Source organism: Acinetobacter halotolerans (genome assembly GCF_004208515.1).
Taxonomy (GTDB): domain Bacteria; phylum Pseudomonadota; class Gammaproteobacteria; order Pseudomonadales; family Moraxellaceae; genus Acinetobacter; species Acinetobacter halotolerans.
The window spans coordinates 1-14,294 of the sequence record NZ_SGIM01000006.1 but is presented as its reverse complement, the minus strand read 5'-3'; the positions used below and the strand labels follow the sequence as shown (position 1 = coordinate 14,294).

The 14,294-nt window shown below is 40.3% G+C and carries 14 protein-coding genes, 2 tRNA genes and 1 other RNA gene; 11 read left to right on the top strand and 6 right to left on the bottom strand.

Annotation, left to right across the window (positions count from 1 at the left end; all coding sequences use genetic code 11):
• Window positions 1–56 precede the first annotated feature (56 nt).
• Window positions 57–623, top strand: a complete 567-nt coding sequence (locus tag EXE30_RS08460; RefSeq protein ID WP_130162008.1) for a flavodoxin family protein — start codon at window positions 57–59, stop codon at window positions 621–623.
• Window positions 624–675: 52 nt separating this feature from the next.
• Here EXE30_RS08460 and smpB read toward each other — a convergent pair whose 3' ends face one another.
• Window positions 676–1,152 (bottom strand): SsrA-binding protein SmpB, encoded by a 477-nt coding sequence (gene smpB, locus EXE30_RS08455; protein ID WP_130162007.1) that lies wholly within the window; start codon window positions 1,150–1,152, stop codon window positions 676–678.
• A gap of 130 nt (window positions 1,153–1,282) precedes the next feature.
• Here smpB and coaD point away from each other — a divergent pair, with 130 nt between their 5' ends.
• The 5 genes from coaD (at window position 1,283) to EXE30_RS08430 (ending at window position 2,898) form a co-directional block, all read left to right on the top strand.
• On the top strand, window positions 1,283–1,774 hold the full coding sequence (gene coaD / locus EXE30_RS08450; protein ID WP_004670066.1) for a pantetheine-phosphate adenylyltransferase: 492 nt from the start codon (window positions 1,283–1,285) through the stop codon (window positions 1,772–1,774).
• A gap of 1 nt (window position 1,775) precedes the next feature.
• Window positions 1,776–2,039: a YfhL family 4Fe-4S dicluster ferredoxin gene (locus tag EXE30_RS08445; RefSeq protein ID WP_004670068.1), complete on the top strand. Its 264-nt coding sequence runs from the start codon at window positions 1,776–1,778 to the stop codon at window positions 2,037–2,039.
• 26 nt (window positions 2,040–2,065) lie between these two features.
• Window positions 2,066–2,421: RNase P RNA component class A (rnpB, locus tag EXE30_RS08440), an RNA gene on the top strand.
• 62 nt (window positions 2,422–2,483) lie between these two features.
• Window positions 2,484–2,560: transfer RNA gene (locus tag EXE30_RS08435), tRNA-Met, on the top strand.
• Window positions 2,561–2,821: 261 nt separating this feature from the next.
• Window positions 2,822–2,898 (top strand) — tRNA-Met (locus EXE30_RS08430).
• A 114-nt stretch (window positions 2,899–3,012) separates the two neighbouring features.
• Here the strand turns inward: EXE30_RS08430 and EXE30_RS08425 are convergent.
• Window positions 3,013–4,044 (bottom strand): hypothetical protein, encoded by a 1,032-nt coding sequence (locus EXE30_RS08425; RefSeq protein ID WP_121930864.1) that lies wholly within the window; start codon window positions 4,042–4,044, stop codon window positions 3,013–3,015.
• Complete coding sequence (locus EXE30_RS08420; protein ID WP_130162006.1) at window positions 4,037–5,662, bottom strand: NAD+ synthase; 1,626 nt, start codon at window positions 5,660–5,662, stop codon at window positions 4,037–4,039. Before EXE30_RS08420 ends, EXE30_RS08425 begins: the two co-directional genes overlap by 8 nt.
• 862 nt (window positions 5,663–6,524) lie before the next feature.
• On the opposite strand from EXE30_RS08420, the gene EXE30_RS15885 reads away from it, so the two are divergent.
• Complete coding sequence (locus EXE30_RS15885) at window positions 6,525–6,689, top strand: hypothetical protein (protein WP_165382391.1); 165 nt, start codon at window positions 6,525–6,527, stop codon at window positions 6,687–6,689.
• Between the two features lie 55 nt (window positions 6,690–6,744).
• On the opposite strand, the gene EXE30_RS08415 is transcribed toward EXE30_RS15885, so the two are convergent.
• From EXE30_RS08415 to EXE30_RS08405, 3 genes are all read right to left on the bottom strand, one after another.
• Window positions 6,745–7,269 carry a hypothetical protein gene (locus EXE30_RS08415; protein WP_130162005.1) on the bottom strand — a complete coding sequence of 175 codons (525 nt, stop codon included), beginning with the start codon at window positions 7,267–7,269 and terminating at the stop codon, window positions 6,745–6,747.
• A gap of 73 nt (window positions 7,270–7,342) precedes the next feature.
• Window positions 7,343–7,795, bottom strand: coding sequence for a CopD family protein (locus EXE30_RS08410; protein WP_004670082.1), 453 nt, complete (start codon window positions 7,793–7,795; stop codon window positions 7,343–7,345).
• A gap of 32 nt (window positions 7,796–7,827) precedes the next feature.
• Window positions 7,828–9,057, bottom strand: a complete 1,230-nt coding sequence (locus tag EXE30_RS08405; RefSeq protein WP_004670084.1) for a beta-ketoacyl-ACP synthase II — start codon at window positions 9,055–9,057, stop codon at window positions 7,828–7,830.
• A 290-nt stretch (window positions 9,058–9,347) separates the two neighbouring features.
• Here EXE30_RS08405 and EXE30_RS08400 point away from each other — a divergent pair, with 290 nt between their 5' ends.
• The 4 genes from EXE30_RS08400 (at window position 9,348) to fusA (ending at window position 14,189) form a co-directional block, all read left to right on the top strand.
• Window positions 9,348–10,697: an EcsC family protein gene (locus EXE30_RS08400; RefSeq protein WP_130162004.1), complete on the top strand. Its 1,350-nt coding sequence runs from the start codon at window positions 9,348–9,350 to the stop codon at window positions 10,695–10,697.
• A 169-nt stretch (window positions 10,698–10,866) separates the two neighbouring features.
• Window positions 10,867–11,241 carry a 30S ribosomal protein S12 gene (gene rpsL / locus EXE30_RS08395; protein ID WP_004648013.1) on the top strand — a complete coding sequence of 125 codons (375 nt, stop codon included), beginning with the start codon at window positions 10,867–10,869 and terminating at the stop codon, window positions 11,239–11,241.
• A 160-nt stretch (window positions 11,242–11,401) separates the two neighbouring features.
• Entirely contained in the window at window positions 11,402–11,872 is a 471-nt protein-coding gene (rpsG, locus tag EXE30_RS08390) for a 30S ribosomal protein S7 (protein WP_004638185.1), read from the top strand.
• A gap of 178 nt (window positions 11,873–12,050) precedes the next feature.
• Window positions 12,051–14,189 carry an elongation factor G gene (gene fusA, locus EXE30_RS08385; protein WP_130162003.1) on the top strand — a complete coding sequence of 713 codons (2,139 nt, stop codon included), beginning with the start codon at window positions 12,051–12,053 and terminating at the stop codon, window positions 14,187–14,189.
• Window positions 14,190–14,294: the final 105 nt, after the last annotated feature.

The following is a 14,294-nucleotide window of genomic DNA, read 5'->3' as shown; positions in this document are numbered from 1 at the left end:
TAGCCTCTGAGAAAAATGTTAAACTTGACTCAATTCATTGGTTTTTTAAATTTTCCATGCTCGTTATTGATCAAGCCACTCCTAAAGTTAAAGTTTGTGTGATTTATCATAGTCCGTATGGCCATACGGCTAAAGTTGCACAATATATTGCACAAGGTGCAGAGCAGGCAGGTGCAGAAGTGCACTTATTTTCTGTTGCGGCTGTGCAATGGGAGTTGTTAGACCAAGCTGATGTTTTGGTTATGGGATGCCCGACGTATATGGGGAGCCTGACGTCTGCGTTGAAACAGTTTATGGAAGATTCTTCTAAGCGTTGGTTAGCGCGGACATGGCAGGGCAAACTGGCTGCTGGCTTTACCAATGGTGGTGGGCTTAGCGGTGATAAGTTAGCGGTATTGCAACAAATCAATTTATTTGCGATGCAACATGGCATGTTGTGGGCGGGATTACCGTTTATGCCGACAGGGCGTAGTCCACAAGATATTAACCGTATGTCGAGCTTTTTAGGATTAATGACACAGTCTGATAATGCCAGCGTAGAAATCACACCACCCGAAGGTGACTTGGAAACGGCACGAAAATTTGGTAAATATTTAGCGGAAGTGAAGTTAAAGCCTTTGTAAATTTTGTTTTAATTAAAAAAACCTCCAATCATCATGATTTGGAGGTTTTTTATTACTTATGCAACATTCTTGATTTGTCACGTTGCCAGTCACGGTCTTTTTCCGTGGCACGTTTATCATGCAATTGCTTACCTTTTACCAGTGCAATTTCTAGCTTGACCAAATGGCCTTTCCAATAACAAGCCAAAGGGACACAGGTATAACCTTTTTGGTTGACTGCACCCAAGAGATGTTCTAATTGACGACGAGAAAGGAGCAACTTACGTGTGCGTGTTGCTTCTGGTACGACGTGTGTTGATGCAGACAATAAAGGCTGAATTTGTGCACCAAACAAAAATGCTTCACCATTTTTAAAAGTCACATAACTTTCAGTCAAACTCATACGACCAGCGCGTAGGGATTTTACTTCCCAGCCTTGTAAAGACATGCCAGCTTCAAATTTTTCTTCAATAAAGTAATCGTGGCGCGCTCTTTTGTTTTGAGCAATCGTGCCACCATTATGCTTTTTTACTACTGTTGCTTTCGCCATAATTCAAACTTCCACAATTGTGCTTATTGTGCCGTAAAACGTAATCTTTTTCCATCATTTAGGAATTTCGCGTTTATGCTTAACTTTTGTTAAAATACCCAACTTATCTCATTGACGCAGAGTACAACGCATGTCTAAAACACGTGTGATTTATCCAGGGACTTTTGATCCAATTACCAATGGACATGTCGACTTGGTTGCAAGAGCATCAAAAATGTTTGATGAAGTGGTTGTTGCGATTGCGATTGGTCACCATAAAAATCCAGTGTTTAGCTTAGAAGAGCGTGTAGCATTAGCCAAAACATCATTAAGCCATCTAAACAATGTAGAGTTTGTGGGGTTTGATGGGCTGTTAGTCAACTTCTTCCGTGAACAACGTGCGACTGCCGTGCTGCGTGGTTTAAGAGCAATTTCAGATTTTGAATATGAGTTTCAGTTGGCAAATATGAATCGTCAACTTGATCCACAATTTGAATCGGTATTTTTAACGCCTTCTGAACAATACTCATTTATTTCATCGACCTTGGTCAGAGAGATTGCGCGTTTAAAAGGTGATGTAGCTAAATTCGTGCCTCCCGTCGTGGTTGAGGCTTTTGAACGTAAACATCAACAAGGCTGGTAACGTGTCCTTATATATTACAGATGAATGTATTAACTGTGACGTCTGTGAACCTGTGTGTCCCAATGAAGCAATTTATATGGGTGAGCTGATTTATGAGATTGACCCTGCACTTTGTACAGAGTGCATTGGTCACTTTGATCAGCCGCAGTGTCAGTTGTTTTGTCCAGTGGATTGTATTCCACTGGATCCTCAGCATGCCGAATCACATGATGAACTCATGCAGAAATATAAAAAATTAACAGCGCAAAAAAAATCGAGCAATTAAGTTCGAACTTTGATAATATGCGCCACGAAGTGGGCTGGACGGTCGCTGCTGTGGAGGTCTCCGTGACTGAAACAGGGGAGGAAAGTCCGGGCTTCATAGGGCAGGGTGCCAGGTAACGCCTGGGCGGTGTAAACCGACGGCAAGTGCAGCAGAGAGTAGACCGCCTCATTCGTGAGGTAAGGGTGAAAGGGTGCGGTAAGAGCGCACCGCGTGTCTGGTAACAGTTCACGGCAAGGTAAACCCCACCAGAAGCAAGACCAAATAGGAATCCTGAGGCACGGCCCGTGCTGGATTCGGGTAGGTCGCTTGAGCGTACGAGTGATTGTACGCCTAGAGGAATGATCGTCCTCGACAGAACCCGGCTTACAGGCCCACTTCCAAGTTTTTTTAAAAATTGTGCTTGACGTGTGTAGTAAAAGTTTAGATAATGCGCGCACAGTTTTCGGCTATGTAGCTCAGTTGGTTAGAGCACCGCACTCATAATGCGGGGGTCACAAGTTCAAGTCTCGTCATAGCCACCATTTTATAGACCACGCTCCTGCGTGGTCTCTTTTTATCTGCTGTTTTTGTCAAACTTAAAAAATTATTTTAATTGTTAATTCTTGGATTTTTAAATTCAATCTATTTGAAAGATCGATTGAATTTTAATATGTATTGCCGCTAGTGCTGAAAAATGAACAAACGCAAATTAAGCGCGTAAAAAATGTGCATATGTTTTGTATTTTCAAAGTCATAGGCTTGACCTACTCAGTATAACCCTAGATAATGCGCTCACAGTTTACGGCTATGTAGCTCAGTTGGTTAGAGCACCGCACTCATAATGCGGGGGTCACAAGTTCAAGTCTCGTCATAGCCACCATTTTATAAACCACGCTCCTGCGTGGTTTTTTTTATCTGCTGTTTATATACGAGTGATGAATTGGAGAGGTGGAAGAAGCCCGTCAATAAGTCGTTTATGAACAGGCTATATTTTTTATAAGTGTTTTTCGATGCTGGCTAAAGTTTGGGGATTTTCATAGAAAGGTTTTAAAATCATGGTGATGATCGGTTCCAAAACACCGTGTTCATCTAAAGCCGCCACAACCTTTGGATAAAAACGAACAGCTTCATTTTGAAGGTCACTTTCTTCTAGTCCAATTGCCGTGAAAACATCTTCTAAGCTTTCGTCCTTATAAAAGTCATAAAAGACTTTTACGCCATATAAAATAAGATCTTGGAGGAATGAGGATTGACGCAATTCTTTCCAATATTCGTAGATCATGACAAAGAATTCTTCCACATCGAGTGGGGTGACTTGCTTGGTATACTCTGATAGCGGTTTGGCTTTATTGTCATCCCAAATATTACGTGCAAGGCTTTCTAAATCATCATTTGAAAGTAAGCTTAGATCAACGAGTTGCTCTTGAATAAAACGAGCAATACTTTCTTCTATTTTATGCTCGATACGTTGTTGTTGACGGTGTGAAAAGATTTTTAGTTTTTGTTGCCATTCATATTTGCTGTCAGAAATCCGTTCTTCATCTGTTTGTGAAAATAGTTTTGGTAATTTATTTTGCAGTGTGGTGGTTGCGATGTACTGGCAGAGCTGTTGAATCGATGGACTTTCTTTTAAGAAATGGTTTAGGTAATGGCGAATATTTTCAAGTTCTAGAAATTTAGACAGCCATATTTCAAATTGTTGATCTGAAAATACATCCTGCAATTGAGCAGATGACTGCAAAGAAAAAACATGAAGTTTTTGTGCGATTTCCCCAATAAACTCTAATAAACCTGCGCCTAACTGCATCTCAAAGGCATAACGTTTAACAACGGCTTGGATTTGTTCTAACTCAATGACTTCTTTGAGTTGAATATTGGGTGCATGTTGTAAAAATAATTGAATGAATTGCTGAAAGAAATCGGCTGAAAGCTGTGTGGTGAGTTGAGTTTTATAAAATGAAACTTGCTCAAGCAAAAGTGCTTGAGCAAGTAATTGTGACTTTTCAGAAACAATTTGTTCAGTCATTCGCGGTCCATCCATTGACGATTGGGTAGCGTCGTTCGCGATTGAAAGCACGTGAACTAATACGTGGTCCAATCGCTCCTTGACGACGTTTATATTCATTACGATCGACCAAGCGGATGACTTTTTCTACCACTTCGGCTTCGTAGCCTTTTGCAATAATATCTGCTTGGCTGAGATCTTCTTCTATATAAGCATATAAGATTGCATCGAGTACATCATAGGCTGGCAATGAGTCTTGATCTTTTTGATCAGGACGTAACTCTGCTGATGGTGGTCGAGTGATCACACGTTCAGGGATCACAGGTGTTTCACTCAGTGTATTACGGTATTTTGCGAGTTCAAATACAATCGTTTTGTAGACATCTTTCAGTACAGAGAAGCCACCAACCATATCGCCATACAACGTACAATAACCAACGGAGATTTCAGATTTGTTACCAGTAGATAGAACCAGATTACCAAATTTATTGGATAGCCCCATCAACAATGTACCGCGCGTGCGTGCTTGTAAGTTTTCTTCCGTTGCATCCGCAGGACTATTTCCAAAGAATGGAAACAGGGTTTGCATGAAGCTATTTACGATCGGATGAATTTCAGCTATACCAAACGTCACACCCATGCGACGCGCTTGTTCAGTTGCATCTTCTACACTCATTTGAGAGGTGTAGGTATAAGGCATCATTACTGCTTGAACTTTATCAGCGCCTATCGCATCAACCGCAATCGCGAGTGTCAAAGCGGAATCAATACCACCCGATAGCCCTAAAATAACGCCTGGGAAGCCTGAGCGTTGAACGTAGTCACGAGTTGCCATGACCAGTGCTTGATAAATCTCAGCAAAAGTATCTAAAGTTGGCGTTGTTTCTGCAGTTTTAAATTGTTTTTGTTCTGCATCGTATTCAGCAAAATAAACAGACTCTTTGAAACTTGGCGCTTGTAATGCAACTTGTCCATTATTATTGCTGACAAAACTTGAACCATCAAAAATTAAGTCATCTTGTCCGCCAACTTGGTTCACATACACAATATTTAAGCTCAATTGTTTTGCGAGCTCATTCAAGGTTTGAATACGATGCTGTGGTTTGCCGACTTCATAAGGAGAAGCATTAAGGATAAGTATAGTTTCAACATTGAGCTGACTAAGCTGCTTTACTGTATTTAATGACCATATATCTTCACAGATCAGTACACCAAACTTATGCCCTTGATATTCAAATATCAGGTGTTGATGACCTTCTTGGAAGTAGCGACGTTCATCAAACACACCGTAATTTGGCAAGTTGTGTTTATTATAGATTCCTAAAACCTGCCCATTCTTCATCACTGCAGCAGAGTTATAACGTTGGCCATCTTCAGTTTGATGTACAAAACCGAATACCATGACGATATCTTTGACTTCACCTAATTGAGCAAATGCTTTTTGGGTGCGTTTTTGTAGATTTGGGCGAAGTATCAGGTCTTCGGCAGGGTAACCGATTGTTGATAGTTCTGGGAAGATGATTAAATCGGCCTTTTGTTGTTTCGCTAAATTAGCTTGTTCAACCATCTTTTGAGTATTTGCGTCAATATTGCCAATATGCGGAGAGAATTGAGCAAGGGCAATTTTAAAATTTTTCATTCAAACCTAATCCTAAGTCTTAACTGATGCTGATATACAGGTTTTTGATTTATATAGGTATAGTTTTAAAAACATGTGTATATCATGGCGCCAAACATTCTATATCTAAAAGAGAAATCATAAGTTCACTAATATATACTAAATGCACATTTTTCTGCGTAAAAATAACAAGTTTTTCTGTATAAAATACGAAGAAGTATTGGGTGGTTTCCGCATTTTTAACTGTTTTTGTGGCTTCGGTGCATGATTGTGAAGAACTTCAGGTATGCAAAATTGGTTTTTATATGCCATTTTGTCAGCTTTAAAAGACACATTCATGACCAATGAAATTAACTTTAAACTGTTTTAAAAATAAAAAATGATAAGAGCGTGAATGTAATTATTATTTATTTGTAAGTTTATAAAATTATTAATTTATTTGATTCAATGTCTTATTGATTTGTGCTTATTTTTCATACCGTTCGTCGGGAATCTATTTGCGACACTTGAGTGTACATACGTGCACTGCTAATATCCTAATCAATGTGAACACATGTACACTATGGTGAAGACCTAGCATGTGGTGAATAAACAAAAGAGAGGTAACACATATGTCAATTTTATTTTTTCTTATCATTGCATCAGTTCTAGCGATCGTAGTTGGGCGTTTAGGTACGATTTTATTGCAATATAAAGAACAACAAGTTTGATCTTGTTTAATTTCTAAGGAGACGAATATGTCAATTATATTATTTCCAGTGGTAGCAGCAACTTTAGCAATTGTTGTTGGGCGTGTCGGGACAGTGATGTTGCAAAAGCAAGATGAATCGAATTAATACGATTTTAGCTGTCGCCTATAAATTAAATTAGAGAGGTAACCACAATGATAGTTCCAGTAATTTTATTTCCTGTCGTTGCGTTTGGATTAGCAATTGGTGTAGGACGTGTTGGTACAATTGTTAAAGATGCAATGCGTATAGATTTTACGACTGAAATGGATGATAGTCATGAACTCAAATCTGAAGATCGCAAAGGTTCTGTTGCGTAAAGTTGATTGCGATTTACTTAAATAAAAAGCCCTGTAGATAAAATGACAGGGCTTTTTATTTTTCCAGAATAATATTAGGGATTTTCTTCAGAAAAATATCGCGGGCAATATCACCTTGTTGTTCAATGTTGTAATGATTAAAGGCTTTGCCTGATATAAATTGGTAGCGATAGGGATTGTATTTTTTAAAGCTTAAATAATAACCCAATTGTAAAATTGCACCTTTAAATATGACATTGGTATGTTGTTGATGCTGCAAGATGTGGGCAAGTTCGTGGATAAAAATTGCTTTTAGATGAATCGAGCAGATTGAATAATCTGGACAATAATATTGTTGGTGTACAAACAGATTGCCATTCGGCGCAATAAAAATATTGACGGGCTGCCAAGGTAAATAGGGAATATTAAAGATTTTCACTTGTGAGTAGTCGATAAGATTGCCAAAGACAGGCCGAGCCATCTCAATCTCAGCTTGAGTGAGTCCGCGATAAGCAAATTCATTTATCTTAAAGAAAACAATCAAACTAGAAATGAATCTTGCTTTTAATGTTTGAGTCAATCGATACCAAAGTTTAGACATTTTGAAAATCTAGGGTTAATGGTGTTTAAAAATTATTTGGGTTTTAAGATTAAGTCTAAAGAAAAAACCTCAGTTAGAACTGAGGTTTTACGACAACTAAAATGATGATAGCAAATAATAGCAGCGTTGGCATTTCATTGAAGAAGCGCCAAAACTTATGTGATTTGTAGTGGGCATTGCCAATCAGCTTTTTCCGATAATAACCACACACAAAATGGTAAATCACCAACAGTCCGACTAAACCGACTTTAAGATAAAACCATAGTGCTTCATGATAATGTCGAGTAGCATCACCCCATTCGACGAGAAAGTGGGCAGTCACTAAGGTGGCGATCATCGATGGCCACATGATACCTCGATACAACTTACGTTCCATGACTTCAAAGCGTTGGTGACTAATCGCATCTTCACTCATGGCATGGTAAACATATAGACGTGGTAAGTAGAACAATGCAGCGAACCAGCAAACCACAGCAATAATATGTAATGCTTTTACCCACAAAAAAGCATCAGAAGGTGCATCCATCGATAATCCTACGTGTGTATTTCACGTGGGATTTAGGCATCCCACTTCTTGAAAATAAGGCAAGCATTAACGCCGCCAAAGCCAAAACTGTTACTCATCACAGTATTCAGTTTTGCATCACGTTTTTCAAGCACAATATCGAAACCTTGTGCGCCTTCATCAAGCTCAGTGACATTGATGTTCGGTGCAATAAAGTCATTTTGTAACATCAAAACAGAATAGATTGCTTCGTGAACACCAGCAGCCCCTAAGCTGTGACCGGTCATCGATTTAGTTGAACTTACAGGTGGAACTTTACCTTCACCAAATGCACGTTCCATTGCTTTAAGTTCAGTAATGTCGCCAGCTGGAGTAGAAGTACCATGTGTATTTACATAATCGATTGATTCAACGCCGTGTTGCTTAGCTTCTTCGAGTGCCATCAAGATACAACGAGTAGCGCCTTCGCCACTTGGTGCAACCATGTCCGCACCATCACTATTGGCTGCGTAGCCAACAACTTCAGCTAAAATTTTTGCACCACGTGCTTGAGCATGTTCGAGTGATTCAAGGATTACGAAACCACCGCCACCTGCGATTACAAAGCCATCACGGTCTTTAGAGTAAGGACGAGATGCTGTTTCAGGTGTGTCGTTATATTTTGAACACAAAGCACCCATTGCGTCGAATAATAAACTTTGTGACCAGTGATCTTCTTCACCACCACCCGCAAGCATAAGATCTTGTTTACCTAAAGCAATGAGGTTATATGCATAACCGATTGCATCAGCAGACGTTGCACAAGCGCTTGCGATAGAGTGGGCTACACCTTGAAGTTTAAATGCAACACCAACGTTTGCAGTAATGGTATTTGTCATGTTGCGAGGTACGAAGAACGGACCTACTTTACGTGCACCTTTAGTTTCTAAAAGTTCAGTCATTTCTACAACAGAAGCAGTTGAACCACCGCCACTACCACCAGCAATACCATAACGTGGGTTATCACCTAAATCTTCTGCTTTTAAGCCAGCATGTTCAACAGCAGCTACTGCAGCATTGTAGGCATACATCGCACAAACACCCATAAAGCGTTTTACTTTGCGGTCAATACCATCAAAATCTTGTTCTGCGGCTGCGCTGACATGGCTTTTAAAATTCAGTTCGGCATAAGTTGGGTTAAAACGTGTCCCAGAGATTCCATTTTTTAACGAATGAGTGACCTCTTCTAAAGAGTTACCGATGCATGAGTTGATGCCCATACCAGTGATTACAACACGTTTCATTTACTGATCCCTTTTATGGTAATACTAAGCCTTGTATATCATCGCTATAAACAATAACGAGGAGAATATAATGATTAAAACGGCTTATGAGTGAATGACATCATGATAACAGAAAGGTTTTTTATTTCTTATGGCAAATTTTATGTCTATTTTCGGTTGTGTAAATATTCGTAATGATCAGTCAGGTCGAACAGAAACACGATGAAAGTATACAGATAAACATTGAGATAAATCTGTATTCAACCTAGTATTTACCTAGAAATGCACAGAATATAGAACAGAGGTACTTGATGACAAAATCTAAAAACAAACCATCTTCGGGTTTATTTGCACAAGCCTTTGGAGTGGCTAAAAAGCTCAGTTCAGAATTGCAAAAATTACAAGTTGCCCCAACGACTTCAGGTACAGCAGGTCTTCATCCCTCCAATGTTATTGAAGGAAATGCGCGTTTGAAGAGTGCATTTGAGGTGGAGAAATATGAAAGTCCGCAACAAATGTTGCGCCAGCAATTTCCTAAGTTGTCGCATCAGCTGTTGGGTCGTCATTATACCAAAGTCAATAATGTAGCTTCTTTTATATCTCCTGATTTAAGTGAAAAAGTTTCAGACTATTTGTTTCAGTGGCTAAATGAATTTAGTTCAAATAGCTCAATGACTGAAAAAATCCTTGAGGAAGCTGGAGTAACAGAAGTCGCGGAGTTGACGAAGGATACGGGGCGCTCACAGCGTTTAAGTCAAGCACTGATTGAACAAAATAAGCTCTTGGCTACAGCTCAAGGTGTGGTGACAGGCGCTACCGGTATCTGGGGCGCTGCTGTTGATATTCCTGCTTCAATCGTTTTGGCCCTTAGAACCATTTATCAAACAGGTCGCTCTCATGGATTTGATCTAACAGAAGAAGTTGATCAAGACGTTGTTGCTTTTATTTTTAAAGAAATTGATTTGGGTATAGTTGCCGAGAAACAGACATTATTACTCGCTTTAAAAGCACTTAAATCGATGCTGGAAACACATGATTTGCAGCAATTTCAACAACTCTTAGGCTCAAATAATGATGTTGAGCTTGTTAAAAAATGGTTGGTGGATGAAGAGGGGCAGTTTAAATGGGGCTGGCTAAATCATATTCCTCAGGTTTCCATGATCGGAAAGCTAACGCCAGTTGCGGGTGCTGCATTGGGCGGTTTTTATAGTTGGAAGTTTTTGGAAGATGTTGGACATAAATCTCAATCGGTCTTTGGCGCAGCGCGTTTCTATTTAAATGAACATCCCACTGAGAAGATTTCACCTTTAGATGCTTATTATAAAGCTGAAGCTTTGTTGAAAAAGGCCAGTCCAAAGTTACTGAATGCTGCTGGAGTAGGATCACATCAAGCGATCGTATCAGATGATGTGAAAAATAATGTGATTACCAACGTAACAGTTCAACTGAAAGAAGAAGCGCGAACGCAAACACAAAATCATGAGCAAGTAGAGGAGGGTATCCAACAACTTGCTGAGCAACATGTTGTAGAGCATGAGCATAGTGAACAACAACCTGCTCTAAAAGTAGAGCAAAATGAATTGTTTGTGGATGAAGATCAAGAGGTTGTGGGTGAGCAAAAAACCATTGATATAGAGCCTGCTTCTACGAAACATAGTTAATTTTTTGAAGATCTATTTATAACTTCAAAAAACAATTTAATTCTAAGAATGGTCAACATTTGCTGTGTATTGCAATGTTGACCATTTGTGCTTCTTGGCTTACAATTGTGTGCCCTTGAAAAGAGGTGTTTTTCTTTTTGAGGTTGTTTAATAACGGGAGAATTGCCAAATGGCAACAACAAATCAGTTGATCCGTAAGGGTCGTACAACTTTGATTGAAAAATCAAAAGTTCCTGCGTTGAAGGCTTGTCCACAACGTCGTGGTGTATGTACACGTGTTTACACGACTACACCTAAAAAACCAAACTCAGCAATGCGTAAGGTTTGCCGTGTTCGCTTGACTTCAGGTTTTGAAGTATCTAGCTACATCGGTGGTGAAGGTCATAACTTACAAGAGCACAGTGTTGTTCTTATCCGTGGTGGTCGTGTTAAAGACTTACCAGGTGTACGTTACCATACCGTTCGTGGTTCTTTAGACTGTGCTGGCGTTAAAGATCGTAACCAGTCACGTTCTAAATACGGTACGAAGCGTCCTAAGAAGTAATTCTAGGAAGCTCGCACAAGCAATCCTTTAGCGTTTCGCTTGTTTGAATTCTTCATAGATTTGTAATTCAAGCGACGTATAGTAAGGCCAGCGTAGAGTACATGACACTTGTACAAACTGCTGGATTATCCTGAAGTGTCATATTATTAGGTGTATTAAAATGCCAAGACGTCGCGTAGTCGCTGCTCGTGAGATCCTTCCAGATCCAAAATTTAGCAGCCAAACAATCGCTAAATTCATGAACCACGTAATGCAAGATGGTAAAAAATCTGTTGCTGAGGGTATCGTTTACGGTGCTTTAGAACGTGTTCAAGAAAAAAACAAAGTAGATCCAGTTGAATTTTTCGAGACTACTCTTGAGAAAGTTCGTCCTATGGTCGAAGTAAAAGCACGCCGTGTTGGTGGTGCTACTTATCAAGTACCTATGGAAGTACGCCCATCCCGTCGTACTGCCTTAGCAATGCGTTGGTTAGTAGATGCTGCTGCTAAGCGTTCTGAAAAAACGATGGCTTTACGTCTTGCTGGTGAGTTGCTTGATGCAGCTGAAGGTAAAGGTGCTGCGATCAAAAAACGTGAAGACGTGCATCGTATGGCTGAAGCCAACAAAGCCTTCTCTCACTACCGTTTCTAAACGGATAAAACAGTCCCTAATCAGGAGAATATTCATGTGTACAGTAGCTCGATTCAACATCGCTCTCTATCAAAGTGGAGGCTTTGCGGGTATTTAAGTTGCCTGCTTGAATATTCGTGCGCATCAATGTCATTGATGCGCCCTGTTTTAAATATAACATTTAGGAATGTAAGACATCATGGCTCGCCAAACCCCTATTACTCGTTACCGTAACATCGGTATTTCTGCGCACATTGACGCAGGTAAAACAACTACAACTGAACGTATTTTGTTCTACACAGGTGTATCTCACAAAATTGGTGAAGTACACGACGGTGCAGCAACAATGGACTGGATGGAACAAGAGCAAGAGCGTGGTATTACCATTACTTCTGCTGCAACGACTTGTTTCTGGTCTGGCATGAGTAAGCAATTCCCACAACACCGTATTAACGTAATTGACACCCCGGGACACGTAGACTTCACGATTGAAGTTGAACGTTCTATGCGTGTTCTTGACGGTGCGTGCATGGTTTACTGTGCAGTTGGTGGTGTACAGCCTCAGTCAGAAACTGTATGGCGTCAAGCGAACAAATATAAAGTGCCTCGTTTAGCATTCGTGAACAAGATGGACCGTACTGGTGCAAACTTCTTCCGTGTTGTTGAGCAAATGAAAACACGTTTGGGCGGTAATCCTGTGCCAATCGTTGTGCCAATTGGTGCTGAAGATACATTCGCAGGTGTTGTTGACCTGATCGAAATGAAAGCTATCATTTGGGATGAAGCTTCTCAAGGTATGCAGTTTGAATACGGTGAGATCCCAGCTGACTTAGTTGATACTGCTAATGAATGGCGTACTAACATGGTCGAAGCTGCTGCTGAAGCTTCTGAAGAGTTAATGGACAAGTACCTTGAAGAGGGTGAGCTTTCTAGAGAAGAGATCATCGCAGGTTTACGTGCTCGTACATTAGCGTCTGAAATCCAAGTAATGCTTTGTGGTACTGCATTCAAAAACAAAGGTGTTCAACGTATGTTGGATGCTGTTATTGAATTCTTGCCATCACCAACTGAAGTTAAAGCGATCGAAGGTATCCTTGACGATAAAGCTGAAACTAAAGCGACTCGTGAAGCATCTGATGATGTTCCGTTCTCTGCACTTGCGTTCAAAATCATGAACGATAAGTTCGTAGGTAACTTAACATTCGTACGTGTTTACTCTGGTGTTCTTAAACAAGGTGATCCGGTTTATAACCCAGTTAAATCTAAGCGTGAGCGTATCGGTCGTATCGTGCAAATGCACGCGAACGAACGTCAAGATCTTGATGAAATCCGTGCAGGTGATATCGCAGCGTGTGTAGGTCTTAAAGACGTTACCACAGGTGATACATTATGTGATGAGAAAAACATCATTACACTTGAGCGTATGGAATTCCCAGAGCCAGTAATTTCATTGGCTGTTGAACCAAAAACTAAAGCTGACCAAGAAAAAATGTCAATTGCTTTAGGTCGTTTGGCTAAAGAAGATCCATCGTTCCGCGTTCGTACAGATGAAGAATCTGGTCAAACCATTATTGCTGGTATGGGCGAGCTTCACCTTGACATCATCGTTGACCGTATGAAGCGTGAATTCGGTGTTGAAGCGAACATTGGTAAACCAATGGTTGCTTACCGTGAAACGATTAAAAAGTCTGTTGAACAAGAAGGTAAATTCGTACGTCAAACTGGTGGTAAAGGTAAGTTTGGTCACGTATATGTACGTCTTGAACCGCTTGATGTTGAAGAAGCTGGTAAAGAATACCAATTCGTTGAAGAAGTTGTTGGTGGTGTAGTACCTAAAGAATTCTTCGGCGCAGTTGATAAAGGTATTCAAGAACGTATGAAGAATGGTGTATTGGCTGGTTACCCTGTTGTGGGTATCAAAGCGACATTATTCGACGGTTCTTACCATGATGTCGATTCTGATGAATTGTCGTTCAAAATGGCGGGTTCTTACGCTTTCCGTGATGGTTTCATGAAAGCTGATCCGATCCTTCTTGAACCAATCATGAAAGTTGAAGTTGAAACTCCAGAAGACTACATGGGCGATATCATGGGTGACTTAAACCGTCGTCGTGGTATGGTTCAAGGTATGGACGATCTTCCTGGTGGAACAAAAGCAATTAAAGCAGAAGTTCCTCTTGCTGAGATGTTTGGTTACGCGACTCAAATGCGTTCTATGTCTCAAGGTCGTGCGACTTACTCTATGGAATTCGCTAAATACGCTGAAACTCCACGTAACGTGGCTGAAGGCATCATCGCTAAGTTCCAGACTGGCGGTAAAAAAGGTGACGACGAGTAATCTTTCGATTATTATATTACCCAACTAAAATTTAGTTAAAAAACCAAGTGCTCATGGGTGACCCTCATGAGCAGTTTATAAAGGAAGATCATCATGGCTAAAGCC

Excerpts from the sequence above, each read along its gene's own strand:
- EXE30_RS08400 (WP_130162004.1), top strand. The coding sequence starts at position 9,348 with ATGACAAAATCTAAAAACAAACCATCTTCGGGTTTATTTGCACAAGCC.
- fusA (WP_130162003.1), top strand. The coding sequence starts at position 12,051 with ATGGCTCGCCAAACCCCTATTACTCGTTACCGTAACATCGGTATTTCT.
- EXE30_RS15885 (WP_165382391.1), top strand. The coding sequence starts at position 6,525 with ATGATAGTTCCAGTAATTTTATTTCCTGTCGTTGCGTTTGGATTAGCA.
- coaD (WP_004670066.1), top strand. The coding sequence starts at position 1,283 with ATGTCTAAAACACGTGTGATTTATCCAGGGACTTTTGATCCAATTACC.
- EXE30_RS08415 (WP_130162005.1), bottom strand. The coding sequence starts at position 7,269 with ATGTCTAAACTTTGGTATCGATTGACTCAAACATTAAAAGCAAGATTC.
- EXE30_RS08425 (WP_121930864.1), bottom strand. The coding sequence starts at position 4,044 with ATGACTGAACAAATTGTTTCTGAAAAGTCACAATTACTTGCTCAAGCA.
- EXE30_RS08405 (WP_004670084.1), bottom strand. The coding sequence starts at position 9,057 with ATGAAACGTGTTGTAATCACTGGTATGGGCATCAACTCATGCATCGGT.
- EXE30_RS08420 (WP_130162006.1), bottom strand. The coding sequence starts at position 5,662 with ATGAAAAATTTTAAAATTGCCCTTGCTCAATTCTCTCCGCATATTGGC.
- smpB (WP_130162007.1), bottom strand. The coding sequence starts at position 1,152 with ATGGCGAAAGCAACAGTAGTAAAAAAGCATAATGGTGGCACGATTGCT.
- EXE30_RS08460 (WP_130162008.1), top strand. The coding sequence starts at position 57 with ATGCTCGTTATTGATCAAGCCACTCCTAAAGTTAAAGTTTGTGTGATT.
- rpsG (WP_004638185.1), top strand. The coding sequence starts at position 11,402 with ATGCCAAGACGTCGCGTAGTCGCTGCTCGTGAGATCCTTCCAGATCCA.
- rpsL (WP_004648013.1), top strand. The coding sequence starts at position 10,867 with ATGGCAACAACAAATCAGTTGATCCGTAAGGGTCGTACAACTTTGATT.
- EXE30_RS08410 (WP_004670082.1), bottom strand. The coding sequence starts at position 7,795 with ATGGATGCACCTTCTGATGCTTTTTTGTGGGTAAAAGCATTACATATT.